21 protein-coding genes are annotated in these 25439 nt (G+C 58.6%); 13 read left to right on the top strand and 8 right to left on the bottom strand.

From position 1 onward, the window contains the following. Positions 1-70: 70 nt before the first annotated feature. From glnS to nagE, 3 genes are all read right to left on the bottom strand, one after another. On the bottom strand, positions 71-1732 hold the full coding sequence (glnS, locus tag BN1125_RS01435; RefSeq protein ID WP_042010138.1) for a glutamine--tRNA ligase: 1662 nt from the start codon (positions 1730-1732) through the stop codon (positions 71-73). 342 nt (positions 1733-2074) lie between these two features. Next, complete coding sequence (locus BN1125_RS01430) at positions 2075-4738, bottom strand: beta-N-acetylhexosaminidase (protein ID WP_042010136.1); 2664 nt, start codon at positions 4736-4738, stop codon at positions 2075-2077. Between the two features lie 121 nt (positions 4739-4859). After that, positions 4860-6338, bottom strand: a complete 1479-nt coding sequence (gene nagE, locus BN1125_RS01425) for an N-acetylglucosamine-specific PTS transporter subunit IIBC (protein ID WP_042010135.1) — start codon at positions 6336-6338, stop codon at positions 4860-4862. A 273-nt stretch (positions 6339-6611) separates the two neighbouring features. On the opposite strand from nagE, the gene nagB reads away from it, so the two are divergent. Genes nagB through nagC form a run of 3 tightly spaced genes read left to right on the top strand, consistent with a single transcriptional unit; the run spans position 6612 to position 9786 of the window. Continuing rightward, complete coding sequence (gene nagB / locus BN1125_RS01420; protein ID WP_042010133.1) at positions 6612-7412, top strand: glucosamine-6-phosphate deaminase; 801 nt, start codon at positions 6612-6614, stop codon at positions 7410-7412. Between the two features lie 9 nt (positions 7413-7421). Then, a complete protein-coding gene (gene nagA, locus BN1125_RS01415) occupies positions 7422-8567 on the top strand; it encodes an N-acetylglucosamine-6-phosphate deacetylase (protein WP_042010132.1) in 1146 nt (381 codons plus the stop codon). Between the two features lie 4 nt (positions 8568-8571). Beyond that, positions 8572-9786: a DNA-binding transcriptional regulator NagC gene (gene nagC, locus BN1125_RS01410; RefSeq protein ID WP_042010130.1), complete on the top strand. Its 1215-nt coding sequence runs from the start codon at positions 8572-8574 to the stop codon at positions 9784-9786. A 71-nt stretch (positions 9787-9857) separates the two neighbouring features. Here nagC and BN1125_RS01405 read toward each other — a convergent pair whose 3' ends face one another. Beyond that, the gene (locus BN1125_RS01405) at positions 9858-11474 is read right to left on the bottom strand and encodes a phosphoethanolamine transferase (protein ID WP_042010128.1); all 1617 of its coding nucleotides are present in this window, start codon (positions 11472-11474) and stop codon (positions 9858-9860) included. A 230-nt stretch (positions 11475-11704) separates the two neighbouring features. On the opposite strand from BN1125_RS01405, the gene BN1125_RS01400 reads away from it, so the two are divergent. From BN1125_RS01400 to BN1125_RS01385, 4 genes are all read left to right on the top strand, one after another. After that, the gene (locus BN1125_RS01400) at positions 11705-12940 is read left to right on the top strand and encodes an HD-GYP domain-containing protein (RefSeq protein WP_042010126.1); all 1236 of its coding nucleotides are present in this window, start codon (positions 11705-11707) and stop codon (positions 12938-12940) included. A gap of 353 nt (positions 12941-13293) precedes the next feature. Further along, complete coding sequence (locus BN1125_RS01395) at positions 13294-14964, top strand: sensor histidine kinase (protein WP_042010124.1); 1671 nt, start codon at positions 13294-13296, stop codon at positions 14962-14964. After that, the gene (gene btsR / locus BN1125_RS01390) at positions 14961-15665 is read left to right on the top strand and encodes a two-component system response regulator BtsR (protein WP_042010122.1); all 705 of its coding nucleotides are present in this window, start codon (positions 14961-14963) and stop codon (positions 15663-15665) included. The genes BN1125_RS01395 and btsR overlap by 4 nt, the downstream gene beginning before the upstream one ends. A gap of 139 nt (positions 15666-15804) precedes the next feature. After that, on the top strand, positions 15805-17226 hold the full coding sequence (locus BN1125_RS01385; RefSeq protein ID WP_042010120.1) for a carbon starvation CstA family protein: 1422 nt from the start codon (positions 15805-15807) through the stop codon (positions 17224-17226). Positions 17227-17297: 71 nt separating this feature from the next. Here BN1125_RS01385 and BN1125_RS18805 read toward each other — a convergent pair whose 3' ends face one another. Continuing rightward, a complete protein-coding gene (locus BN1125_RS18805; RefSeq protein WP_156993010.1) occupies positions 17298-17495 on the bottom strand; it encodes a hypothetical protein in 198 nt (65 codons plus the stop codon). A 183-nt stretch (positions 17496-17678) separates the two neighbouring features. On the opposite strand from BN1125_RS18805, the gene BN1125_RS01380 reads away from it, so the two are divergent. The 5 genes from BN1125_RS01380 (at position 17679) to BN1125_RS01360 (ending at position 22875) form a co-directional block, all read left to right on the top strand. Then, the gene (locus tag BN1125_RS01380; RefSeq protein ID WP_042010119.1) at positions 17679-18017 is read left to right on the top strand and encodes a DUF3302 domain-containing protein; all 339 of its coding nucleotides are present in this window, start codon (positions 17679-17681) and stop codon (positions 18015-18017) included. A 3-nt stretch (positions 18018-18020) separates the two neighbouring features. After that, entirely contained in the window at positions 18021-19058 is a 1038-nt protein-coding gene (locus BN1125_RS01375; RefSeq protein WP_042010117.1) for an HlyD family secretion protein, read from the top strand. A 114-nt stretch (positions 19059-19172) separates the two neighbouring features. Beyond that, on the top strand, positions 19173-20933 hold the full coding sequence (gene radD, locus BN1125_RS01370) for a DNA repair helicase RadD (protein WP_042010174.1): 1761 nt from the start codon (positions 19173-19175) through the stop codon (positions 20931-20933). A gap of 112 nt (positions 20934-21045) precedes the next feature. Beyond that, positions 21046-22485, top strand: a complete 1440-nt coding sequence (gene dacB, locus BN1125_RS01365) for a D-alanyl-D-alanine carboxypeptidase/D-alanyl-D-alanine endopeptidase (protein ID WP_042010115.1) — start codon at positions 21046-21048, stop codon at positions 22483-22485. Positions 22486-22611: 126 nt separating this feature from the next. Then, a complete protein-coding gene (locus BN1125_RS01360) occupies positions 22612-22875 on the top strand; it encodes a GrxA family glutaredoxin (protein WP_042010112.1) in 264 nt (87 codons plus the stop codon). Between the two features lie 101 nt (positions 22876-22976). Here BN1125_RS01360 and BN1125_RS01355 read toward each other — a convergent pair whose 3' ends face one another. Continuing rightward, complete coding sequence (locus BN1125_RS01355) at positions 22977-23822, bottom strand: endonuclease/exonuclease/phosphatase family protein (protein ID WP_042010111.1); 846 nt, start codon at positions 23820-23822, stop codon at positions 22977-22979. A 107-nt stretch (positions 23823-23929) separates the two neighbouring features. On the opposite strand from BN1125_RS01355, the gene BN1125_RS01350 reads away from it, so the two are divergent. Next, on the top strand, positions 23930-24154 hold the full coding sequence (locus BN1125_RS01350) for a hypothetical protein (RefSeq protein ID WP_042010109.1): 225 nt from the start codon (positions 23930-23932) through the stop codon (positions 24152-24154). Here the strand turns inward: BN1125_RS01350 and yciA are convergent, their stop codons facing one another. Together yciA and BN1125_RS01340 are read right to left on the bottom strand one after the other, a co-directional pair. Next, on the bottom strand, positions 24155-24559 hold the full coding sequence (gene yciA, locus BN1125_RS01345; protein WP_042010108.1) for an acyl-CoA thioester hydrolase YciA: 405 nt from the start codon (positions 24557-24559) through the stop codon (positions 24155-24157). Between the two features lie 59 nt (positions 24560-24618). Continuing rightward, positions 24619-25437: an NAD-dependent epimerase/dehydratase family protein gene (locus tag BN1125_RS01340; protein WP_042010106.1), complete on the bottom strand. Its 819-nt coding sequence runs from the start codon at positions 25435-25437 to the stop codon at positions 24619-24621. Positions 25438-25439 lie beyond the last annotated feature (2 nt).

Genomic DNA, 25439 nt, shown 5'->3' with positions numbered 1-25439 from the left:
CTGGCTTTTTTATTGTCCGGCGCAAACCGTCTGGCATCACACAGGGCAGGTTCTCCCCTGCCCCACTGAGTTAGCCTTCGGCTTTGCCCCAGGAGTCGCGCAGGGCCACGGTGCGGTTGAACACCAGATGATCCGGGCAGGAGAGCTTGTTGTCGGCGCAGAAGTAGCCTTCACGCTCAAACTGGTAAGCCTGCTCCGGCTGGGCGTTCTTCAGGGAGGCCTCGACACGGGCACCCTCGATGATCACCAGAGAGTCCGGGTTCAGTGCCGCTTCGAAATCCTCTTCGGCGCCCGGGTTCGGCACCTTGAACAGACGATCGTAGAGACGCACTTCCGCCGGCAGGGAGTGAGTGGCACTGACCCAGTGGATCACCCCTTTCACCTTGCGGCCATCGGCCGGATCCTTGCCCAGGGTCTCGGGATCGTAGGAGCAGTAGATGCAGGTGACCTTGCCATCGGCATCTTTCTCGATGCGCTCGGCCTTGATGACGTAGGCATTGCGCAGACGCACTTCCTTGCCCAGCACCAGACGCTTGAACTGCTTGTTCGCCTCTTCTTTGAAGTCCGCTTCGTCGATGAAGATCTCGCGAGTGAAGTTCAGCTCGCGGGTACCCATCTCGGCATTGCTCGGGTGGGCCGGAGCAGTCAGCACTTCGTCGGCAGCCAGATTCTCGATGACCACTTTCACCGGATGCAGCACGGCCATGGCACGGGGCGCGTTTTCGTTGAGGTCTTCGCGGATGCAGGCTTCCAGCATGCTCATCTCGACGATGTTGTCCTGCTTGGTGACGCCGATGCGCTTGCAGAACTCGCGGATGGAGGCCGGGGTATAACCGCGGCGACGCAGACCGGAGACGGTCAGCATGCGCGGATCGTCCCACCCATCCACGTGCTGCTCGGTCACCAGCAGGTTCAGCTTGCGCTTGGACATGACGGTGTATTCGAGGTTCAGACGGGAGAACTCGTACTGACGGGGGTGGCAGTCGATGGTGATGTTGTCCAGCACCCAGTCGTACAGACGACGGTTGTCCTGGAACTCCAGAGTACAAATGGAGTGGGTGATCCCTTCCAGCGCGTCCGAGATACAGTGGGTGAAGTCATACATGGGGTAGATGCACCACTTGTCACCGGTCTGGTGGTGGTGGGCAAACTTGATGCGGTAGATCACCGGATCACGCATCACCATGAAGGGGGACGCCATGTCGATCTTGGCGCGCAGGCAGGCGGTGCCTTCGGCGAACTCGCCATTCTTCATCTTGGCAAACAGCGTCAGGTTCTCTTCCACGCTACGATCGCGGAACGGGCTGTTCTTGCCCGCTTCAGTCAGGGTGCCGCGGTACTCGCGCATCTGCTCGGGGGTCAGCTCATCCACATAGGCCAGACCCTTTTCAATCAGCTCAATGGCGTAGCCGTGCAGCTTGTCGAAATAGTCGGAGGAGTAGCAGATCTCGCCATTCCACTGGAAGCCAAGCCACTGTACGTCCTGCTTGATGGACTCGACATACTCGATATCTTCCTTCACCGGGTTGGTGTCATCGAAACGCAGGTTGCACTGGCCCTGATAGTCGCGGGCGATGCCGAAGTTGAGACAGATGGACTTGGCGTGACCGATATGGAGATAACCGTTCGGCTCGGGCGGGAAACGGGTATGCACGCTGCTGTGCTTACCGCTGGCCAGATCTTCATCAATGATCTGACGAATAAAGTTAGTTGGGCTGTTCGCCTGACTCATGGCTCACCTCAAAAATGCGTCACTGGCGGAAGTTGTGCCGGCTGGCACCCTCATCCCCCCGCCGTCAAGCCGGGTATGATCCCTCATTACGGGCGCTGCCTCAACCTGAATTTGGCACTTCCGGGCCATTAGCGTGCTAAAAAACCGCTCAAAGCAGGCTAACCACTGCGGATGCATAAAAAAGCCCCGCACAAGGCGGGGCTGAAAGCGATAAAAAACAAAACAGACAATTACACACAACAAAGGCCCACACGCACAGTCAACCTTTCCCAAATCCGATAGAGCATCGCCCTTGGGAAAGGCGGGTCTTGCGACCCACCTTGCGTTATGGATTGAGTACTATCAGTTCAGCTCAGTCACACGGCTGGTACGCTTGCCATCGAAGCTGACGGTGCGCAGGTAGACCTTGCCAGTCACGCTCGGCTTGGCCGCGGCGTCATAGGCAGTCCAGGTGGAGCCATCCAGGCTGTACTGGATGGGCAGACCCGGCAGATCCACGTTTGCTTCCAGCACACCGTTCACCACTTTGGCACCCGGTACGGAGAGGCGGTATTCAACACCGGCCTGATCCAGTTTCGGCAGCACGCGCTGACCCAGTACGTTGGCAAACTGGTTCCACTCCTTGTTGAGGGTGGCTTTGTTGACATACTTGGTCTCGCCGGAGAACTCGCGGTTCTTCACGTAATCCAGCTCGAAACCACCCTTGTGCCAGGCACGCTCGGCCACGGAGAAGATACGCGGGTAGACCATGTACTCGTACTGGGCGTCGGTGCGCACGGTTTCACTCCACTGCTGACCGGAGATCCCCTTGAACTTGACCGGATCCTGGTCACCTTTGGCCACGAAGGCATTGCCGTCACGGTCAACAGAGGTCTCAGCGTTCTGCGGCAGGTTTTCCGGGGCGAAGGCGAACACCTTGCGAGTGTCGTTGAAACGGGTGGCCCAGTAGTAACCACGCTCAGCAGGGTGTACTTCGTTCGGGAAGTCGAAGTAGAGGTAATCCGGGTTGGAAAGGACGACTTCGTAACCCTTGTGCGCCCACTTCATCGCTTCGTTGAAGCCACCCCAGTAGAGGGTTTCCCAGAAGTTGACACGGGTGTTGTCGGTAGCGAAGTCCTTGGCGCCACTGGCGTACTTCAGGCCATCTTCCCACGCCTGCAGGGTAGAGAAGCCGTGGCCCTTGACCATCTGACCCACTTCCTTGGCGAAGTAGACCGGCAGCTCGGCCACGTCCTTGATCTTGCCATCATCGATCATCTTCTGGCACATCGGTGACTTGCCAAACGGCTTGTCCTGCTTGCTGGAGTCAACATTACCTTTCCAGGCGACCAGATCTTCTTTCTTGGTGACGGCCGGATCCTGATAGCCACCGCCCTGCATGATGTTCTTCGCCTCGTCACCACCGTAGTGCCATGCGGTCAGCGGTTGACCGGCGGCCTGGTGCATCTGGGCCACTTCATCCATCACCTTGGCCACGAAGGTGGCAGCACCCGGCTGGCAAGGGTTGATGAAGGACGTCTTGTCGTAGAACTGGACCGAGGTGACGTTGGAGGTGTCAGCCGGATCAGTCAGACGGAACTGGTTAGCTTCCGCTTCTTTGCCTTCCGCCATCAAACGCTTGTAGCGCGCTTCCATGGAGACAACAGCCGCACGAGCGTGTGCCGGCATGTTGATCTCGGGGATAACGGTCACACCGCGCGCCTTGGCATAACGCACCAGATCCACGTAGTCAGACTTGCTGTAGAAACCGGAACCCTGGTTGTCGCTGGTCGGGCCGGAACCCAGTTGCGGCATCAGGCACTTGGTTTCGGACTCGTCGTGGCAACGCTGGCTACCGACGTCGGTCAGCTCTGGCAGACCCGGGATCTCCAGACGCCAGCCTTCATCGTTGGTCAGGCCAAGGTGCAGCACGTTGAGCTTCATGGCAGACATCTGGTCAACCAGCTTCTTCATGGTATCCAGACTGCGGAAGTGACGGGCCACATCGGTCTGCATGCCACGGTATTCAAAGCGCGGCGCATCCTCGACAGTCATCGGGCTCACCAGCTTGTCATCAACACCCAGCAGGGAGATCAGGGATTGTGCACCCCAGAAGGCGCCATCGATATCATGACCCTGGATCACGGTGCCCTTCTGACCGATGGTCATGTCATAACCTTCAGTTTGCTTGAGCTTGCTGCCGAGCTTGATGGTAACCGGGTAGCCGGTGTCGGAGAGGGTAACACCCAGTTTGGTCAGTTGTGCCTTCAGCGCCTCGGCGCGATCGGTCGGCAGATCCAGCGCATTGAGCTTGATGGTGGAGAAGTCAACCTGCGGGCCAGCCTGAACCACCTGCTTCATCGGGGTCGGCACGATCTGGTTGTCAATCTTGCCGGCAGGCAGCAGCGTGCTGGTCTGGTTGGCGGCGAAACGGGTTTCGCTGTTCATCAGGATGTTGTTGTCATCCTTGGTGCGCTTCCAGCCATCAGCCGGCATCGGCTTCTCGTAGGTGCTGGCATCATCGATGTTGCTCATGCTGGCCAGTACTTTCGGCTCGGCACCTTCGCTGGCGACATACCAGTTCGGCATGATGTCAGACTCGAACAGTACCCAGTACTCCACCACCAGCGGTACTTCGATAGTGGCATCCTTGGCAAAGCCCTGGAACTTCTCGGTCGGCGTCAAACGATAGAGGTCGCCAGTCACCGGGGTGATGGTGAACTGGTCGCTATCCACCCGCTGGATGCGACGGATGGAGGAGACGTAGATGCTCCAGTCTTTGGAGGTCACATCCGCACCGGTATTGGTCAGGTGCAGTTTGGCTACGCCACAGCTCGCCCACTCTGAACCCAGTGCCTGGCAATCAAGGCCTGCACCGGCACCGTCGTTGGTGACCACTTCATACTTAACCACCAGGTTGTTGGCGAGGGAGTCGACTACGGCCTGCTTGGCGGCATCGGCGGCCAGTGCTGGACCGGCAAAAACAGTAGACATGGCAATGGCTAACAGAGAATGTTTCAAGTTCATAACTGCTGCTCTCATTTGAAGTAAAGGTTGGATTTTCTTGGCTTTTTTATATTGGGCCCCAGAGCGGGGCCCTTAGTTATGTCAACAATGGACTTAGACTTGAGGTGAGCGAGTCGCTCGATTAACGCAGCGCTTTCATCTCACCGGCGATGATTTCGGCCAATGGGCCCAGAATCACCTGCAGGTTCTGTTCGCCGAGCTTGACCACACCGGCCGCGCCCAGGGCTTTCAGCTTGCGCTCATCGACGATGCTGCGGTCTTTCAGAGTCAGACGCAGACGGGTGATGCAGGCATCGATGGAGACCAGGTTCTGTTGACCACCCAGCACTTCCAGGTATTGCTTGGCCAGCTCGGTGCGGTTGGTAGATTGAGCCACAGCCGGAGCGGTGTCTTCGTCATCTTCACGACCCGGAGTTTTCAGGTTCAGCTTGGCAATCACTACGCGGAACACTGTGTAGTAGAGGCCGAAGAAGACCAGACCCTGAGCAATCAGCATGTACCAGTTGGTCGCCAACGGGTTACGGCTGGAGAGCACCATATCCACCAGGCCGGCACTGAAACCGAAACCGGCCATCCACTGCATGGAGGCAGCGATGAACACGGAGATACCGGTCAGCACGGCATGGATGACATAGAGTACCGGCGCCACGAACATGAAGGAGAACTCGAGCGGCTCGGTGACACCGGTGAAGAAGGAGGCAAAGGCAGCTGCGATCATGATGGAAGCAACTTTCTCTTTGTTCTCTTTCTTGGCGGAGTGGTAGATGGCCAGAGCGGCACCCGGCAGACCAAACATCATGATGGGGAAGAAGCCAGCCTGGTACATACCGACCACGCCTTTCACCTGTTCCAGGCTCTTGCCAGCGGCCAGCGCGGCATCGATGGTAGCCTGACCACCCAGGAAGTTCGGGATGTCGTTGATACCGGCCACGTTGAACCAGAACACGGAGTTCAGAGCGTGGTGCAGACCGATCGGGATCAGCAGACGGTTGAAGAAGGCGTAAATACCGGCACCGCTAGAGCCCAGGTTCACGATGGACTCACCGAAACCAACCAGACCACCGTAGATTGCCGGCCATACGGCCATCAGGATGAAGGATACGACGATCATCACGACAGACGTTACGATCGGTACCAGACGACGGCCAGAGAAGAAGGAGAGCGCCTTGTGCAGCTCGACGCTGCTGAAGCGGTTGTAGAGCTCAGCGGCGATAACACCACACAGGATACCCACGAACTGGTTGCTGATCTTGCCGAAGGCGGCAGGCACTTCTTCCAGCGGGATACTCTTGATCTGGGCCACAGCGCCCGGGCTCAGCAGGGTGGTGACAACCAGGAAGCCGACCAGGCCTGCCAGCGCGGCGGAACCGTCTTTATCCTTGGACATACCGTAAGCGACACCGACTGCGAACAGTACAGACATGTTATCGATAATGGCAGCGCCCGCTTTAATCAGGAAGGCAGCCAGCGCACTGTCACCACCCCAACCATTCGGGTCAATCCAGTAGCCAACTCCCATCAGGATCGCGGCGGCAGGCAATACCGCTACCGGCACCATCAGGGCACGGCCGATCTTTTGCAAATAACCGAGAATGTTCACGGTTCCTCTCCTTAGTTAATGTTTTTTTAGAAATTAAGTGCTTATCACGTTTGACGCATAAGCCATCAAGGCTTGATTGGCAGTCTAGGACTTTTATTTCGCTGCGCAAATTAATAAACCAGTAATCGTGATCTTTATCACCCAAACAAGATAAAGTTGGTGGATAGATGTGGCTTAGTTCGCAATCTTTATTTACGCTGTAAAACAACTTGAATCCGTCTTAGCCAATTGCCACCGCCAAACCGGTCGCAACCCGACACAGAGGTATCCATCATGCGCCTGATCCCGTTGAAATCTGCCAGCCAAGTAGGTCTTTGGTCTGCCCGTTACATCGTTGACCGCATCAATGCGTTCAAACCGACTGCCGAGCGCCCTTTCGTTCTTGGCCTGCCCACTGGTGGTACTCCGCTCAATACCTACAAGCGTCTGATCGAGTTGCACCAGGCCGGTGAAGTCAGCTTCGAGCACGTGGTCACCTTCAACATGGACGAGTACGTCGGCCTGCCGGAAGATCACCCGGAGAGCTACCACAGCTTCATGTACAACAACTTCTTCAACCACATCGACATTCGTCCGGAAAACATCAACATCCTCAACGGCAACGCCGAAGATCTGGTGGCCGAATGCAAACGTTACGAGGACAAGATCAAGTCCTACGGCAAGATCCAACTGTTCATGGGCGGCGTGGGCAATGACGGCCACATCGCGTTCAACGAGCCAGCCTCTTCCCTGGCCTCCCGCACCCGTCTCAAGACCCTGACCGAAGATACCCGCATCGCCAACTCCCGCTTCTTTGGCGGCGACATGGAGCAGGTGCCCAAGCTGGCCCTGACCGTGGGCGTCGGCACCCTGATGGATGCCGAAGAGATCATGATCCTGGTGACCGGCCACGGCAAAGCGCTGGCCCTGCAAGCCGCCGTGGAAGGCAGCGTCAATCACATGTGGACCATCTCCACCCTGCAACTGCACCCGAAAGGCATGATGGTATGTGACGAGCCCTCCACCATGGAGCTCAAGGTCAAAACAGTTCGCTACTTCCAGCAGCTGGAAGCCGCTAACATCGGCCGTCTGTAAGGAGTGAGCATGTACGCATTGACCAACTGCACCCTCTACACCGGCAGCTGCGTGCTGACCGGCTATGGGGTGCTTATCGAGGGCGACAAGATTGTCGCCATCTCTCAACTGGCCGAGCTGCCTGCGGGCATCGAACAGATTGACCTGAAGGGCGCCAACCTGACGGCCGGTTTTATCGATGTGCAGCTTAACGGCTGTGGCGGAGTGATGTTCAACACTGACATCACGGTCGAGACCCTGGCCACCATGCAGGCAGCCAACCTCAAATCCGGTACCACCAGCTTCCTGCCGACCCTGATCACCAGTCCGGATGCCGACATGAAGCAGGCCGTTGCGGTCACCCGCGACTATATGGCGGCCAATCCCAATGAGGTACTCGGCGTCCATCTGGAAGGGCCTTACACCAACCTCCAGCGCAAGGGGATCCACCCTGCCGCGCAAATTCGCCAGCCGGCGGACGAGATGATCGACTTCTTCTGCGCCAACGCCGATGCCATCACCAAGATCACCCTGGCACCGGAGCGCAATGAGCCGGCCCATATCCGCCGTCTGGTGGAAGCGGGCATTCTGGTCTCGGCTGGTCACACCGCCGCCAGTTACGATCAGGCGATGGACGGGTTCGATAACGGGATCCGCTTTGCGACCCACCTTTATAACGCCATGACCCCGACCCTGAACGGCCGCGAGCCCGGCGTGGTGGGCGCCATTTATGATCGCAAGGATGTCTATGCAGGCATCATCGTCGATGGCCACCATGTGCACTGGGCCAACGTGCGCCTGGCCCACAAGATCCTCGGCGAGCGACTGGTGCTGGTCACCGATGCCACCGCAGCGGCAGGGGCGCCGGAAGGCTTTGAGAAATTTGATTTTTGTGGCACCACCGTCTTTTTGCGCAATGGTCAGTGCATCGACGAGAATGGTACACTCGGCGGCTCCTCCCTCACCATGATTGAGGGGGTGGAAAATCTGGTCAAGCAGGTCGGATTACCGCTCGATGAAGCCCTGAGAATGGCCAGCCTCTACCCCGCTCGCGCCATTGGATGGGATTCATCTCTCGGTAGTATTCAGGTGGGTAAAGTAGCCAACCTCACTGTATTCAATCAGGACTTCACGGTCCGCGGGACCGTGGTTAACGGACACTACACACAACAGTGACATCATGACTGGCGGACAAATAGCAAACGTAGATCTTATCAAGCAGGTCAACAGTGCTGTCGTGTATCGACTCATTGACCTGCAAGGCCCCATCTCCCGGGTCAAAATTGCCGAGTTGAGTCAGCTGGCCCCGGCCAGCGTGACCAAGATCACCCGGCAACTGATCGAGCATGGCCTGATCAAGGAGACCTCACCGCAAGCCTCAACCGGCGGACGGCGGGCCATCTCGTTGACCACCATCAAACAACGCTTTCAGTTTGTCTCTGCCAAGCTGGGCCGCGGCTACCTGCACCTGAGTCTCTATGATCTCGATGGCAAGGAGCTCGACCAACACATCACCCAGGTAACCGAGATCGACCAGCAACCCGTGGTCGACATGCTGCTGCGGGAGATAGGCGCTTTTATTGATGCCAACAGCGAACGCAGCCGCAACCTCATCAGCATCGCGCTAACCATGCCGGGTCTGGTCAATCCCGAATCCGGCATGGTCATCTACACCCCCAAGTACCAGATCCGCAATCTGGGGCTGGCGAGGCTGCTGGAAAACCACTTCAACCTGCCCTGCTATCTGGGCAACGACACCCGCACCCTGGCCTTAGCCGAGCACTTCTTTGGCGAGTCCCGCGACTGCATGGACTCCATTCTGGTGAGTGTCCACCAGGGGACGGGCTCGGGGATCATCACCAAGGGACTGGTGTTTCTCGGCCAGAACCGCAACGTCGGCGAGATCGGCCATATCCAGGTCGAGCCGCTCGGCAAGCGCTGTCACTGCGGCAACTTCGGCTGCCTCGAGACCATCGCCTCCAACGAAGCGATCATCGACAAGGTGAAGGAGCTCATCAGCCGCGGTCACCAGAGCGTGCTGCAGGAGAAACACATCACCATTCAGGAGGTGTGCAAGGCGGCACTGGCGGGGGACGAACTGGCCCGCAGCGTGATCGAAAACGTGGGTGAGCATCTGGGACGCGCGGTGGCCATCATGGTCAACCTGTTCAACCCGCAAAAAGTGCTGATCGCGGGTGAAATCACCGCCGCCGACGAGCTCCTGTTCCCGGCCATCCGTCGCTGCGTTGAGCATCAATCCCTGCCGAGCTTCCATCGTGGCCTGCCCATCGTGAAGGCCCGCTTCCAGAACCAGCCCACCATCGGCGGCTTTGCGCTGGTCAAGCGCGCCCTGCTGGAAGGGGATCTGCTGCAGATCATCATGGAGCAGAAGTGAGGCTCTGATCTTGCGAGATAACAAAACGGCAGCCACTGGCTGCCGTTTTCTATTGTGTGCTTGCTGGCGGTTTAGCCCGCCCGACATGGCTTGAACAGATCCAGCTTGTTGTCGTAAACACGGGTCTGCACATCCATGATCCCCAGCATGGAATGGAACAGATTGTCATGGGAGAAGCGCTGACTGCTCGCCTCCGCCGCCAGGCAACCCATATCCAGCTGGCGATCGGCCTGCAACTGGGGTGAGAACCAGGTCATCAGCGGCACCCGGGTCTGATCATCCGGCGCAAACTTGTAAGGCGTGCCGTGCAGATAGAGCCCCATGGCCCCAAGGGATTCGCCGTGATCGGAGAGATAGACCAGTCCCACATCGTACTGGCTCTCCAGCGACTTGAGCTTGTCTATCAGCAGCCCCACCACCTTGTCGGTGTAGCGGATGGTGTTGTCATAGGTGTTGACCAGCTCTTCATTGCTGCAGTTTTCGATGTCGCTGCGCGGGCAGTCCGGCATAAAGACACGTTCGCTGGCAGGATAACGACGGAAATAGGTCGGGCCATGGCTGCCCATCAGGTGAAAAGCCACCAGCTTGTTGCCCTTCATGGCGGCAATCTGCTGATCCAGCCCCTCCAGCAACACCTCGTCATAGCAGGACTCTCCCTGACAGAGCGTCGGATAGGATTTGGGAAGGATCTCGATGGTCGGCACATGGCGGCACACCCCTTTGCAACCGCCATCGTTCTCTTTCCACAACACCGAGACTCCGGCATGTTGCAGCACATCAAGCAGGCCGTCACGGGAGCTGGCAAGCTGGTCATCGTAGCCACGGCGTGTGAGGTTGGAGAACATGCAGGGCACCGACACGGCGGTGGCCGTACCGCAGGAGCGCACATCCTTGAACGACACCACCCCCTCCTCTTTCGATGTGAAGCTGTTGGTCGCCTTGCCATACCCGTTAAGGGAGTAGTTCTGGCTGCGGGCCGTCTCCCCCACCACCAGGAACATCAGGGTCGGCTTGCTACCCCGGGCCACCACCCTGGCATCGGTCCCCAAGTGCTGGTAGGGGATCGGCGTGGCAAACAGCACATCCCGCCCATATTTGTAGAGGCCGAGCACATAGTTGGCAGGCACAATCTCTTTGGCCAGCGATTTGTTGTTGCGCCCGACCGAGGCGTAATCCTGATAGTAAAGTGCCGCCACTCCCCCGATAAACAGCAGAGAGATAGCCAGTGCACCAGCCCGCAACGCCAACCCCTGATACCAGCGAGCCGGATAGCGGATCCGCAGTGACCAGAGCACCAGAACAGGCAGCAGCCCGGTCAGCAGAAACCAGAGCGCAACCGAGCCATTCAAATAGGCCCACGCCTCACCACTGTTGGTCTCCACTATGTTCTGGATCATGCCTGCATCGAAGATGACACCGTATTTGAGCATGGCGTAGCTGACGATGGAGCCAGTCAGAATAAGCACGGTAAAAAAGGGCTTGAGCACAAACCGGAACGTGAAGGGAATAAACACGGCATTGAGCGCCGCAACCAGCACCAGCGGGATCGAGATGGCAAATCCGGCTTTGACATGAGTCAGGGCGCTGAGCGCCGTATAGAAATGCAAAAAGATTGGCCAGTTCAGTACCAGGGCGAAAAAGAGCACCAGTAACAGATTGGTCTGCAGTACACCGAGGGTTACACGCATAAACAACTCCTACATACAGGCCAACAGTGCAGAGGGCCGGTCAAGCCAACAAAAACGACGGGGCCAGCGTAGGAAGTAAATCTTAAGCGCGAATTAAAAGGAGAAGCACAGCGCTCGTGCGCCCCATCACAGCAAGGGGTGCCCCGCTCCCCCGAAATGGATTTTTAGTTGTCTATCCATCGGATTTTGCTAGCTTGTTGTGTAGGCATTCACGAAATGCAGGTTAACCGATGGCACTGATCCAAGCCTCCATAGAACAATTGCGGGTAGGCCACTATATCCATCTCCCCACCGGATGGGCTAACCACCCGTTTATGTTCAATACTTTCAAGATCAAGGATCAGCAGCAACTCGACATTCTCCGTCATCTTGATCTCACCCTGCTGATGGTCGACCCCGACAAGAGCGATCTGCCTATCGAGCCACTACTGCGTGGCGATATTCCCGATGTCGGCCCCGATCTCGATGAACTGGAAACCCTGATGGATGCCGCCTCCCCGCGTTTTGACGAAAAAGCCTTTCGCCGCTCCATGCGCGCCGCCGATAAAGCTTTTGGCCAGTCCATGAGCGAGCTGCGCGATGCGTTGGGGGCTCTGAACCTCAAACCGGATGAGGGGCTGGCCAACACCGCCCAGATCGTCCGTAATGCCGCCTTCACCCTCAGTCAGCATGAAGGGCCTCTCGGGCTGCACCTTATTCGCAGCGCCCACACCGATATCCTGCTGCAACACAGCCTTAACGTGGCTTTCATTGCCATGCTGATGGCGCGCGAATTGGGGATGAATCCCATCGAACTGGAGGAGACGGGACTTGCAGGACTTATCCACGACATCGGCGAACTGAAAATTCCGAGCCAGATCACCCAAAAGCGCGGGGAACTCAGCAAAGCCGAGCTGAACTTCCTCAATATGCACCCCCAGTACGGGCTGGAGATGCTGACCCAGCTCAATGCCTTTGAACCGAAAATCCGTCAGGTCGCCCATCTGCACCATGAACGACTCGACGGCAGCGGTTACCCACTGGGGATCAAGGGGGGCGAGATCCCGCCGCTGGCGCGGTTGATCGGGCTGGTCGACTTCTACGACGAGCTGCTCCATCCCCGCAACAGCGGCACTCCGGTGGCTCCGAGTCAAGCCATCAGCCAGCTCTACAAGTTATCCCAGAAGAAGTTCGACCAGAATCTGGTCAACTTGCTGGTCAAGGTGCTGGGGGTCTACCCGCCTGGCTCTCTGGTCAAACTCTCCGATGAGAGCATTGCGCTGGTGCTCTCTACCGAGCCCACCATGCCCCTCAAACCAAAGATCCTGCCCTATATCAAGGCCCAGCGTCCGGAAGCGGTCGCCATGATCGATCTGCGGGAAGATGAACGCACCATCAGCTCCGCTATCAAACAGGAAGATCTGGATGAGGGACAGCGGCAATTCTTCAATCTGACCCGCCGTTTCTGCTACTACTTTGCATTCTGAGTTATCCCCAGAAGCTGGGGATAACTCATTGGACAAACCGGAATAATTGCTCGAACCCCCACCAGCCGGTTGCCATCTGAACGTGTATAAAAAACGCCCAGCCAGGGGGCCGGGCGGAGCATGCCACTTCCATGTGGCGTATCCGGCGGATACATTCATGCTCTATCCATCAATAGCAATCTGCTGCCTCTTACACAAATATCAATTTAACATGCTGATTTAATGTGGTTTTATCCAGTTGTTCTGGCAAACTGACAGTCCGTTGCGACCCGCAGGGCCAACAGAACAAGATCCTGATCACACTTATGCACGGGCTGGTTGTTTTGCAGGCTGGCTGATGAGGCGCGTTTTTTATGCAGTTGGTTCTCTCTTTGTTACAGCAGATGAGCGTCAGCCTGGTGATTGCTTATCTCTTCTCGAAAAGTCCGCTGCTGCGCCCGCTTGCCAACTATTCTGTGAGGCTTCCTCACAAGGTACTGATATACATCATCTTTTCCAGCTTTTGTATCCTCGGCACCTATGTGGGCCTCGATATCGACGATGCCATCGCCAACACCCGGGCGGTCGGTGCCGTCTTGGGGGGATTATTGGGGGGACCGCTGGTGGGCTTTTTGGTGGGGCTGACCGGCGGCCTGCACCGCTATACGCTGGGGGGATTTACCGATCTCGCCTGCGCCATCTCCACCACTTGCGAGGGGCTGCTCGGGGGCATTGTGCACTGGCGACTGATGCGCTCGGGGCGCACCGATGCCCTGTTTGAACCGCGCATCGCCTTCTTCACCACCCTCTACGCCGAAATCATGCAGATGGTGATCATCCTGCTGGTGGCCGCCCCCTTCGACAAGGCGTTGCTACTGGTTCGCACCATCGCCGCCCCGATGATTTTGGCCAACTCCTGCGGCGCGGCGCTCTTTATCAGCATGATCCGCGACCAGCAGCAGATGTATGAGAAGTTCTCCCGGGTCTTCTCCGCCAAGGCGCTCAACATCGCCAATCGCACCGTGGGGATCATGAGCCAGGGCTTTACGCCACAGGCGAGCAACAAGATTGCCCGCATCATTCAGGAGGAGACAGGCGTGGGAGCGGTCGCCATCACGGACACCGAGCAGATCCTCGCCTTTATCGGCATCGGCGAAGATCACCATCTGCCGGGCACCCCCATCGCGTCAGCCATCACCATGCAGGCCATCGCCCAGAACAAGGTGCTGTTTGCCGACGGCAACAGCCAGCCCTATCGCTGCAGCCTCTCCCCCACTTGCCAGCTGGGCTCGGTGCTGGTGATCCCGCTGCAGGGAGACAAGGGGGTGATCGGCACCATCAAGCTCTACGAGCCGAAGAAGCGGTTGTTTCTCAAGATCAACCACACCCTGGGAGAAGGCATTGCCAACCTGCTATCACAGCAGCTGCTGGCCGGTCGGCTGGAGCAGCATCAGCGGCTGCTGGTGCAGTCCGAACTCAAGCTGATCCAGGCCCAGATCAATCCCCACTTCCTGTTCAACACCCTCAACACCATCAGTGCCATCACCCGGCGCGATCCGGACAAGGCGCGGGATCTGCTGCTGCACCTGTCGCTGTTTTTTCGCAAAAATCTCAAGCGCCAGAGCGGCCTAGCCACCCTGCAAGAGGAGCAGGAGCACTGCCAATCCTATCTGGAGATCGAGCTGGCCCGCTTTGGCGATCGGCTGACGGTGATAAACGAGATACCCAGCCACCTTGCCAACCTGCGGCTGCCCAGCTTCACCCTGCAGCCGCTGATCGAAAATGCCATCAAGCACGGCATCTCGACCATGCTTGAGCAGGGGTGCATACGCCTCTATACCGAGGAGCAGCCCGCCTGCGTCACCATCCATGTGGAGGACAATGCCGGTGCCTGGCAAGCGCGCCCTGCCGGTGACGGTTTGGGTATGACCATCGTCGACCGGCTGCTTAAAAACGCCTTTGGCGAGCGCTACGGCGTGACCATTGCGTGCGAGCCCGAACAGTGGACCCGGGTGTCGTTCACCATCCCCAAGGAGCAGCCATGATCCGCACCCTGATTGTCGATGACGAGCACTACGCCCGCGAAGAGCTGAAGCAGCTGCTGGCCTGCGATCCTACCATCGAGATGGTGGGGGAAGCGGCCAATGCCATCGAAGCGCTGCTGCTTATTCAGCGCCTCAAGCCCGATGTGGTGTTCCTCGATATCCAGATGCCCAAGCTAAGCGGCATGGAGCTGGTCGCCATGCTCGACCCTCTGCCCCGCATTGTCTTTGTCACCGCCTTTGACGAGTACGCCATTCAGGCCTTCGAAGAGAACGCCTTCGACTACCTGCTCAAGCCGGTGGAACCCGCCCGGCTGGCCAAGACCCTCGCTCGCCTCAAGCAGGATATCTCGCCGCAGCCCATCGAGCGGCTGGCCCCCGCCATCACACACATTCCGGGCCATCTGCACAATCGGGTCAGGCTGCTGCCCATCACGCAGGTGGAGTATGCCTTCTCCGATCTCGGTGGCGTCCATGTGGCTTGTCAGGGCGAGCTGTTCCACACCCAGCTCACCCTCAAATCCCTGGAGGAGAAGAGCCTGCTGCTACGTTGCCACCGCCAGTATCTGGTCTCCCCCAACGCCATCTTCGAGATCCGGCTGCTGGATAACCAGCTGGCGGAGATTGTCACCCCGAGCGGCGCCCGGGTGCCGGTCAGCCGCCGTTACCTCAAAGAACTGAAAGATCAACTGGGGCTGGACTGAGCCAAGAGTGTGCGCCTGATCACAACCGCCGACCGCTCGGCGCGCCACAACGCCGCTCGGGTAGTTTCACCTGCCAGACAGGAGCAACCGTTTTAGACTCGCTCTGCACACTAAAAAATAACAATGCAGGAGCGTAACAATGATCTGGTTTTTCCTCTGCGTCGGCTTGCTTGTCGCCGGCTATTTCATCTATGGCAAGTTCATCGAACGGATATTCGGCCCGAAACCTGAGCTGAAAACCCCCGCCATTACCATGGCGGACGGGGTTGACTATGTCCCCATGTCGGACAAGAAGGTCTATCTGGTCCAACTGCTCAACATCGCTGGCGTCGGCCCCATCTTCGGCCCCATCCTGGGTGCCCTCTACGGCCCGGTCGCCATGCTCTGGATCGTCTTTGGCTGCATCTTCGCCGGCGCAGTCCACGACTACTTCTCCGGCATGCTGTCGGTGCGCGCCAAGGGCGCCTCGGTTCCGACCGTGGTCGGTGAGCATCTGGGCAACGCGGCAAAACACTTTATGAACCTGTTCGCCGTGGTACTGCTGATGCTGGTGGGCGTGGTGTTCGTGCTGAGCCCGGCGGGTTTGCTGGCCAACCTGACCGCCACCGATCTGGTCTACTGGATCATGGCCATCTTCGCCTACTACATCCTGGCGACAATAGTGCCCATCGACAAGATCATCGGCCGCTTCTACCCCATCTTCGGCGCACTGCTGGTCTTCATGTCGGTCGGTCTCATCATCGGCCTCATCGTCTCCGGCAAGGGCTTCTACAACACCGGGATGGATTTTTCCAACCTGCACCCGACCGAGTTGCCCCTGTGGCCGCTGCTCTTTATCACCATCGCTTGTGGTGCAGTGTCCGGCTTCCACGCCACCCAGTCACCGCTGATGGCGCGCTGCATGCAGAACGAAAAATCCGGCCGCTTCATTTTCTACGGCGCCATGATCGGTGAAGGGATTATCGCCCTTATCTGGTGCACCCTGGGTCTCTCCTTCTACGACAGCACCGAAGCGCTCAACGCCACCCTGGCCAGCGGCGGCCCGGCGGCTGTGGTACATGAAGTCTCCACCAGCCTGCTCGGCACCGTGGGGGGCATCCTCGCCATTCTCGGCGTGGTGATCCTGCCCATTACCTCCGGCGATACCGCGTTTCGCAGTGCTCGCCTGATCGTGGCGGACTTCCTGCAAGTGACCCAGAAGCCACTGGTCAAGCGTCTGCTGATCGCCATCCCCATGTTCATCCTTGGGTTTATCATCTCCAAGGCCGAATTCGGGGTGATCTGGCGCTACTTCGGCTGGGCCAACCAGACCACCGCCGTCATCATGCTGTGGGCCGCCGCCGCCTACCTCATCAAAGAGGGCAAGCTGCACTGGGTCTGCACCCTGCCGGCCATGTTCATGACTGCCGTGGTGTTCACCTATCTGGCCAACGCGCCCATCGGGTTCGGGCTGGATATGGGGGTCTCCACCATTATCGGTCTGACTGCCTCGGCGGCCATTACCGTGGCCTTCCTGATGAAGTTCCGCCAACCCTTGGTCAGCAGTATCAATGAAGGGTAATACGGCAAAAAATTCCGTATAAAAACAGCATCAAGAGGCGCCTTATGGCGCCTCTTTTAATGATAAACATGCTAATAGCGCAACGATGGAACGGCTTCAGCTTCAATATAGCGAAAGGCAGGTCGTCCGCATGAATGGTTAGGATTTAGCCATTGGCTTAAATCCAGCAACCAAGACTTGCTCAAGAAGCCGGTTTTCATCATGCAACGCTTCTGCTTCATTGGCACACTAATTTTGGTCGGCTCAGCTTTAAGCATGTTAAGTGCCATGTGTCTTAACCCTGCCAAGTTCAAATTTGACCTTGTGCTGCACAAAAAAAGTTCATAATCTTGCCCTGCAGCGAAAGGCCTTAAGATTCCGTGCGAAGTAACGATAAATATGTGATTCTTAATTGCTTTAACTCTTGTTGAAACCAATGATTAAGCTGCGCATTACGCCAGTGGAGGTTTTAAATGGCCCTTGATTATTTTGCTCTTGGCCTGCTCGTTTTTGTCGGGCTGGTCATTTTTTACGGGATTATCGTGATCCACGATATTCCCTACGAAATAGCCAAACACCGGAATCACCCACATCAAGACGCCATTCACGTGGCAGGTTGGGTCAGTCTGTTTACCTTGCATGTGCTGTGGCCCTTCCTCTGGATCTGGGCAACCCTTTACCGCCCGGATCGCGGTTGGGGCTTTAGCCAGCGACAGCAAAAAGATGAAGACGATCTAGCCGCCCTGAAACAGGAGCTGGACGACCTGAAGAGTCGCATCAACACCATCGAACAGTGTGATAAACAGGGATAAACCATGGACCTGCTACTGATCCTGACCTATACGGCACTGTGTGTCGCCATATTCAAAATCTTCCGTATCCCCCTCAACAAGTGGACTGTTCCCACCGCAGCACTGGGCGGCGTTGTCATCATCGGCACCCTGATCATGCTGATGAACTACAACCACCCCTACTCCGAGATGGCCCGCAACTACTACGTCTCCACCCCCATAGTACCGCTGGTCAAGGGCCGGGTGCTCGAGGTGCCGGTAGAGGCCAACCAACCGGTGAAGAAAGGGGATGTGCTGTTTCGCATCGACGATGAGCCGTTCCGCCTGAAAGTGGATAGCCTCACCGCACGGGTCGAATCCAACCGCGAGCACCTCAAGTCCATCGAGGCGAGACTGCGCTCCGCCAGGCTGGACAGAGATCGCGCCAGCGACCTGATGCGCCGTGGCGTGGGCAAGCAGCGTGACCTCGACGTCACCCAGGCCAACGTGGATGACATCGTGGCCCAGATTGACCAGCAGAAAGCCACCCTGAATGATCTGCAAGCCCAGCTGATGGAAGCCAAGTACCAGCAGTCACAAACCGTGGTCTATGCCCCGAGCGATGGTCATGTGGTGCAATTGGCCCTGCGCCCCGGCATGATCGCCACCCCCTTCATGTATCGTCCGGTGATGACCTTCATCCACAAGGATGACACCGCCTACGTCGGCTGGTTCTGGCAGAACAGCATGCAACGACTGGCGGTGGGCGATGAGGCCGAAGTGGTGATCGATGGCGTACCCGGCAAGATCTTCAAAGGCAAGGTGACAGCCGTGGTTCCGGCCATTGCCGCCGGTAACGTGCAGGCCAACGCCGGTCTGCTGGATCAGACCACGGCGGTGCGCCCGGGTCGTCTGCCGGTGGTTATCTCCATCACCGACCCCGAGTGGGCCAAGTATCAGGTAATTGCAGGCTCCAGCGGGCAGGCTGCCATCTATACCCACTACTTCCACCATGTATCTGTGATGCGCAAAGTGCTGCTGCGCATGGCAAGCTGGATGAACTACATCTTCCCGTTCCATTAATCAGCACCATCCCTCCCAGCGGGCCGGCACCATGCCGGCCCGCTGTTTTTGTGGCGGCAAGCCCCCTATAATGGCGCCACCCTGCGCCGCACCATACCCAAACACCACACCCTCATGTTCGTTCTCAGACCCTATCAGACCGACGCCGTCAACGCCGTGATCAGCCACTTTCGCCAACACCCGGATCCCGCCGTGGTGGTGCTGCCCACCGGGGCCGGCAAGAGTCTGGTGATCGCCGAACTGGCCCGCAAGGCGCGCGGTCGGGTGCTGGTGCTGGCCCACGTCAAGGAGCTGGTGGAGCAGAACCACGCCAAGTACGAGGCGTGGGGGCTCAAGGCCGACATCTTCGCCGCCGGTCTGGATCGCAAGGAGGCGAGCGCCCAGGTGGTGTTCGGCTCGGTGCAGTCGGTCGCCCGCAATCTGGAGGCCTTCGACGGCGCCTTCTCGCTGCTGATCATCGACGAGTGCCATCGGGTCTCGCTCGATGACGACAGCCAGTACCATCAGGTGATCGAGCATCTCAAGGCCGCCAATCCCGCCCTCAAGATCCTCGGTCTCACCGCCACCCCCTATCGGCTCGGGCTGGGCTGGATCTACCGGCGCCACTACCACGGCATGGTCAAGAGCCACGGCGAGCGGCTGTTTGGCGACTGCGTGTTCGAACTGCCCCTGCGCTATATGGTCAAAAACGGCTACCTGACGCCGCCACGCATGGTGGATGCCCCCATCGTCCACTACGACTTCAGCAAGCTGGTAGCGCGGAAGAATGGCCTGTTCAGCGAGGCGGATCTCAATGGCGAGCTCAAACGCCAGCAGCGGGTCACCCCCCATATCCTCAGCCAAGTGCTGGAGTATGCTGCCGACCGGCAGGGGGTGATGATCTTCGCCGCCACCGTCGAGCACGCCCGCGAAATTCAGGGACTGCTGCTGGCCCAATCCCGGAGTGCGGCGCTGATCACCGGGGAAACCCCGGGCCCGGAGCGCGATGCCCTTATCAATGCCTTCAAGGCCCGCGAGATCACCTTTCTGGTCAACGTGGCGGTACTGACCACCGGCTTCGATGCCCCCCATGTCGATCTCATCGTGATGTTGCGCCCCACCGAGTCGGTGTCGCTCTATCAGCAGATAGTCGGGCGGGGCCTGCGCCTCTCACCGGGCAAGAGCGATTGTCTGGTGCTCGATTACGCGGGTAACAACTTCAACCTGTTCGCCCCCGAGGTGGGGGAGCCTCGCCCCCACGCGGGCACCGAGCCGGTGCAGATACCCTGCCCCGCCTGCGGCTTTGCCAACACCTTCTGGGGCAAGACCGACGAGGATGGCAAGGTGATCGAGCACTACGGCCGCCGCTGTCAGGGGCTGTTTGAAGATGACGAGGGCCACCGCGAGGAGTGCGACTACCGCTTTCGCGCCAAGATCTGCCCCGGTTGCGGCGCACAGAACGACATTGCCGCCCGCCGCTGCCAGCACTGCGATCAGCTGCTGGTAGACCCTGACGACAAGCTCAAGGAGGCGCTCAATCTCAAGGATTGCATGGTCATTCGCTGCGCGGGGCTGACCCTCACAGCCGGGCGCGGCAAACAGGGGGAGCGGCTGGAGGTGACCTACCACGATGAGGATGGGCTGACCCTCAGCGAATACTTCGGTTTTCACTCCCCGGGCGCGCGGCGCTTGTTTCAACAGCACTTTGTGCGTCATCATTGGCCCGCCCCGGGGCTGGAGCCCGAATTTGCCACCCTGGCGAGCGTGCTGGCGGCGCAAAGCCAGTTCCGTCATCCGGATTTTGTCATCGCCCGCAAATCGGGTCGCTTCTGGCAGATAAAAGAGAAGATTTTTGATTATGAGGGTCGCTATCGTACCGCCAACGCGATGGCATGATGGCGACCGGCATACATGGCATGAATTGCGTTACCCCGTCGATCCCCCATCGGCTGGTTGAATCATCAGGGCCAGCACCACTGCCGGGCCCTTCGTCACGTTAGAGGATGTTATGCAGCGGCTGTTGATTGGTTTTTGTGCTCTTTTTTCTTCTCTGGCGGCTCACGCCGCCCCGCTGACGCCCCCTCAGGGTGGCCAGTACGCCATCATGGTGCAGGGTAATAACGGCGTTGAGTTCGCCCGCCATGCCGATCAGATGATCGCTCCCGCCTCCACTATGAAGGTGCTCACTGCGCTGGCAGCCCGCCTCGAGCTGGGTGCCGACTTCCGCTTCGCCACCGACATTCAGGCACAGCCCGGCGCCAAACAGGGTGACACCATCAACGGCGATATCTGGATCAACTTCGTCGGCGACCCCACCCTCTCCCGCATGGATCTGCTGGCCCTGTTCAAACAGCTCGGCGTCAGCAGCATCAAGGGCAATGTCTACGTCAACACCGGCGCCTACAACGGCTACGAGCTCGGCAACGGCTGGTCGTGGGGGGATCAGACCCTCTGCTTCGCCGCCCCTGTCGCCTCGGTCATCATCGACAAAAACTGCGCCTACGGCACCATCACTGCCACCCAGATTGGCAAACCGGCGGTCGGCAATGTGGCCACCGGCGTCGCCATCGGCATCGGTGCCGACAACGTCGAGGTGATGAGCTACGGCGACATGGCGCGCCAGTTCTGCGCGCTGGAAGTGGACATGGCCAAGGGCAACTTCTACGAGCTCAAGGGCTGCATCAACCCGAACAAGGAGCCGCAGGGTCTGCGTTTCGCCATTCACGATGTGGAAGCCTGGGGTTGGGACAACATCCGCTGGGCGATGAACCGTGCCGGTATCAAGCATGATGGCCTGCTGCGGGTTACCCACAAGGCACCGATCGGTGCCGAGACCCTCGGCACCCACTACTCGGTCTCCCTGCCGGTGATGCTGGCCAAGATGCTGAAGAAATCGGACAACCTCTACGCCGACACCTTCCTCAAAACCGTGGGGCGCCACTACTACAACAAGCCGGGCAGCTATCGCAGCGGCACCATGGCGGTGCGCGCCATCCTGACCAAGAACGGAATCGATCTGGGCAACGCCACCCTGGCCGACGGCTCCGGCCTCTCCGCTCACAATCTCATCAGCGCCCGTCAGATGCTGTCGGTGCTGAACTTTATCCAGAAAAACGATGCCGAGCTTGGCCTGATCAAGCTGCTGCCAAGCTCTCAGGTGGATGGCACCCTGGCGTGGCGCCGCAGCGTCACCGCCCCGATGATGAAGAACAAGGTCCACGCCAAGACGGGGACCATCACCGGTACCTCCAATCTGGCCGGCTTTATCGATACCGCGAGCGGCCAGCGCAAGGCGTTCGTGATGTTCCAGCGTGGTCTGTCGCAAGACCCGACTACCCATGAGCGCTACCGTGCCAGCAAGGCCCCCTGGCCCTGGACCGTATTCGAGAAGGGGGTGCTGGAGAGCATCTATCAGCAGCAGCCTATCCAGATCGCCGATGAGAGCTGAGCCAATAGGCCCACTCGAATCACGGTATCGATAATTTCGGCTTCAAGTCGCCACGCGGCAGGGCTATGCTGTTGCCTGCCTCATATCAACGGCCTTACATAACGGCTTAAAGAACGGAGAGAAAATATGTTTGCAGTGATTTTTGGTCGCCCGGGTTGCCCCTACTGTGTCCGTGCCGTACAGATCGCCGAGCAGCTGACCGAACAGCGCGATGACTTCAAATTCCGCTATGTCGACATTCATGCCGAAGGCATCACCAAGGACGATCTGGCCAAGAGCGCCGGCAAGCCGGTCAATACCGTGCCGCAGATCTTCCTGGACGAGCAGCACATCGGTGGCTGCACCGATTTCGAAGCCTACGCCAAAGCGAATCTGGGTCTCTACCAGTAATTCCTGCGGCCATGCCGAGCGGGTTGACCGCCAGCAGCGTATAAAAAATCCGGCGCCATCAGGCGCCGGATTTTTTAATGGGCAACACGCACCATCCCTTGTCAGGGAGTCACAGACTGGGCGGCAAAGCGGGCAATGATGGGGTTGTGATCGGACGAGTCGGTGGCCGGTGAACTCACCTCGACCAGATCCAGATTGCGGTAGTAGAGGTGATCCAGCGGGCGACCGAAGGCGGTACGGCGCAAGTCAGGCACCGGCACGGCCTCCTGCAGACCCAGTTCGTCCGCCAATTTGCTTAACCAGAACTGGCGCTTGTCACTCCAGGTATTGAAATCACCGGCCAGAATAACCGGCCCCTGATGGCGGCGCACCAGCGCAGTCAGATCGTTGAGCTGCTCGCGGAAGGTGGCCATCCCCAGCTCGAAATTGACCGCATGGATATTGATGACCATCAAGCCATCAGGATCACCCTGCAGCGGATAGAGGCTCACCAGCCCGGATTTGGGGATGCGCAGCAAGGGCTCGGGAGAGCGCACGCCACAGACGAACGCCTGCGGGGTCTTGGCCACCGTCATCACCCCGAACGACACGCCGCCCTGGGTGAAGGCTTGCAGCTGTTGCCACTGGAAATCACCGGCGCGCAGCCAGTCGAGCATATCGGGACGGGTGGCCGACTCTTGCAGCAGCACCAGATCCTGCCCCTTGGCATAACTGTCCATCCCTTCACGCCAGTTCTTGCGCTGGCCCTTGTAGAGATTCCACACCGTCACCCCGAATTCACGGGGCAGCGCCGTGGTCGCCAACGCTACCAGAGGCGGACGCTGGCAGTCGAGTCCCGGCACAATCCCTTGAGCAGTGACCAGATGGTTCTGATCCGGCACCTCAAAACAACCTACCAACCCCAAGGTCAGCAGGGAGGTGCCAAGAATGCGATAACTATTTTTCATTGGCTAACAACCGCCCGCCTTTGCTTTTTGTTGCGACCATCACAAACGTCATCCACGCCGACTAAGCTGATAGTCCCTGTTCCACCCAACCAGAAGGACACTCTTTTATGGCGAAAGAACTTCGGTACAACGTGACGTTTTATGATCAACAAGGAAACTGTCATCAAGTGGAGCTGGCCACCATCTACCACATCAGACGGGACCCTCAATGCGATCTCTGTCTGTTTGACACCCTGCAATATGTGGGCTCGGAAGAGATGCTGGAACGCATGATACGGCAAAAAACCGGGCTTGAGCAGGAAATATCCATCATCAATGCCCGGCTTATTTGATCAGACGCTCACCGGCACCGGGCGGGATTTACCCTGTTCGTCGATGGCAACATAGGTAAAGACCCCCTCGGTCACGCAGTAACGCTGGGCGTCGTTTTCCCGCAGTACCGGCTTGACCCACACCTCCAGCTTGAGCTTCATGGAGCTGCGGCCGATCTTCATGCAGCGGCCGTAGCAGCAGACCACATCGCCCACCTTGACCGGACTGTGAAAGGTCATGCCTTCGACGGATACGGTACAAATACGTCCTTTTGCCAGCTCCTTGGCCATAATGCCCCCACCTATATCCATCTGGGACATGATCCAGCCACCAAAGATGTCGCCATTGGGGTTGGTATCGGCTGGCATTGCCAGGGTTCTCAGCAACAACTCCCCATCGGGGTGACGTTTTGTATCTACCATCATTACCGCCTCTCTCTCATGGATGGCGGCATGATAGGGGGCGATCACCCCCTTGGCAAACCTCAATTGCCCGAGGCGGCGAGCTCGGCAAACCAGTGGGCCGGATCGGGCCAGCGATAGTTGAATCCCATCTGCTGGCAAATCAACTGACCATCGATGGGCTGAAATTCACCGGCAGGCTCGATAAAGACCGGAACAGGCAGCCCCTGCTGGCGAGCGGCAAAGGGGTAGAACTGCTCGCGGCGCGGATGCACCGGCGCGCTCAGGTTGAAGACATCCCCCTCCTTGCCCCGCGCCAGCAGCAAGATGCAGGCCGCCACCACATCGTCCAGATGGACCAGATTGACCGACTGGGCGCCGCCATCGAGAGTCTTGCCCGCCAGGAAACGGCCGGGGTGGCGATCCGGGCCATAAAGGCCGGAGGGGCGCACTATCATCACCGTCTCGATACCTGCCGCCAGCACCGCCTGCTCCGCTGCCAGCATCCGCTCGCCACGGGCATGGCGGGGTTGGGGTTCTTCCCCCTCCTGCTGCCCCGCGCCCCACACCGAGGTAGCGCTGACAAACAGTACCCGCCGGGTGCCATTCGCTTTGGCCAACGCGCAGGCCTTTGCCACCGCCTGCGGATAGTCATCGGTCTTGCTGGGCGGTACGCAGATCACCAGACTCTCGCAGGGGATGGGCCACGCATCCGACATATGGGCAGAAATCGTCAGCGGATAGGCAGCGATCCCCTCCCCCTGCAGACGAGCCGCCTTCTCGGCGCTGCTAACCGTGACCGCCACCGACTTGCCTGCCGCCAGCAGGGCCCGCGCCAGCGGCAGCCCCAGCCACCCCGCCCCCAGAATGCCGATCGTCCCGGCGAAATGTTGCTCTGTCATCG

The organism is Aeromonas fluvialis, from assembly GCF_000819885.1.
Taxonomy (GTDB): domain Bacteria; phylum Pseudomonadota; class Gammaproteobacteria; order Enterobacterales; family Aeromonadaceae; genus Aeromonas; species Aeromonas fluvialis.
This window is presented reverse-complemented; position numbering and strand designations above follow the sequence as displayed.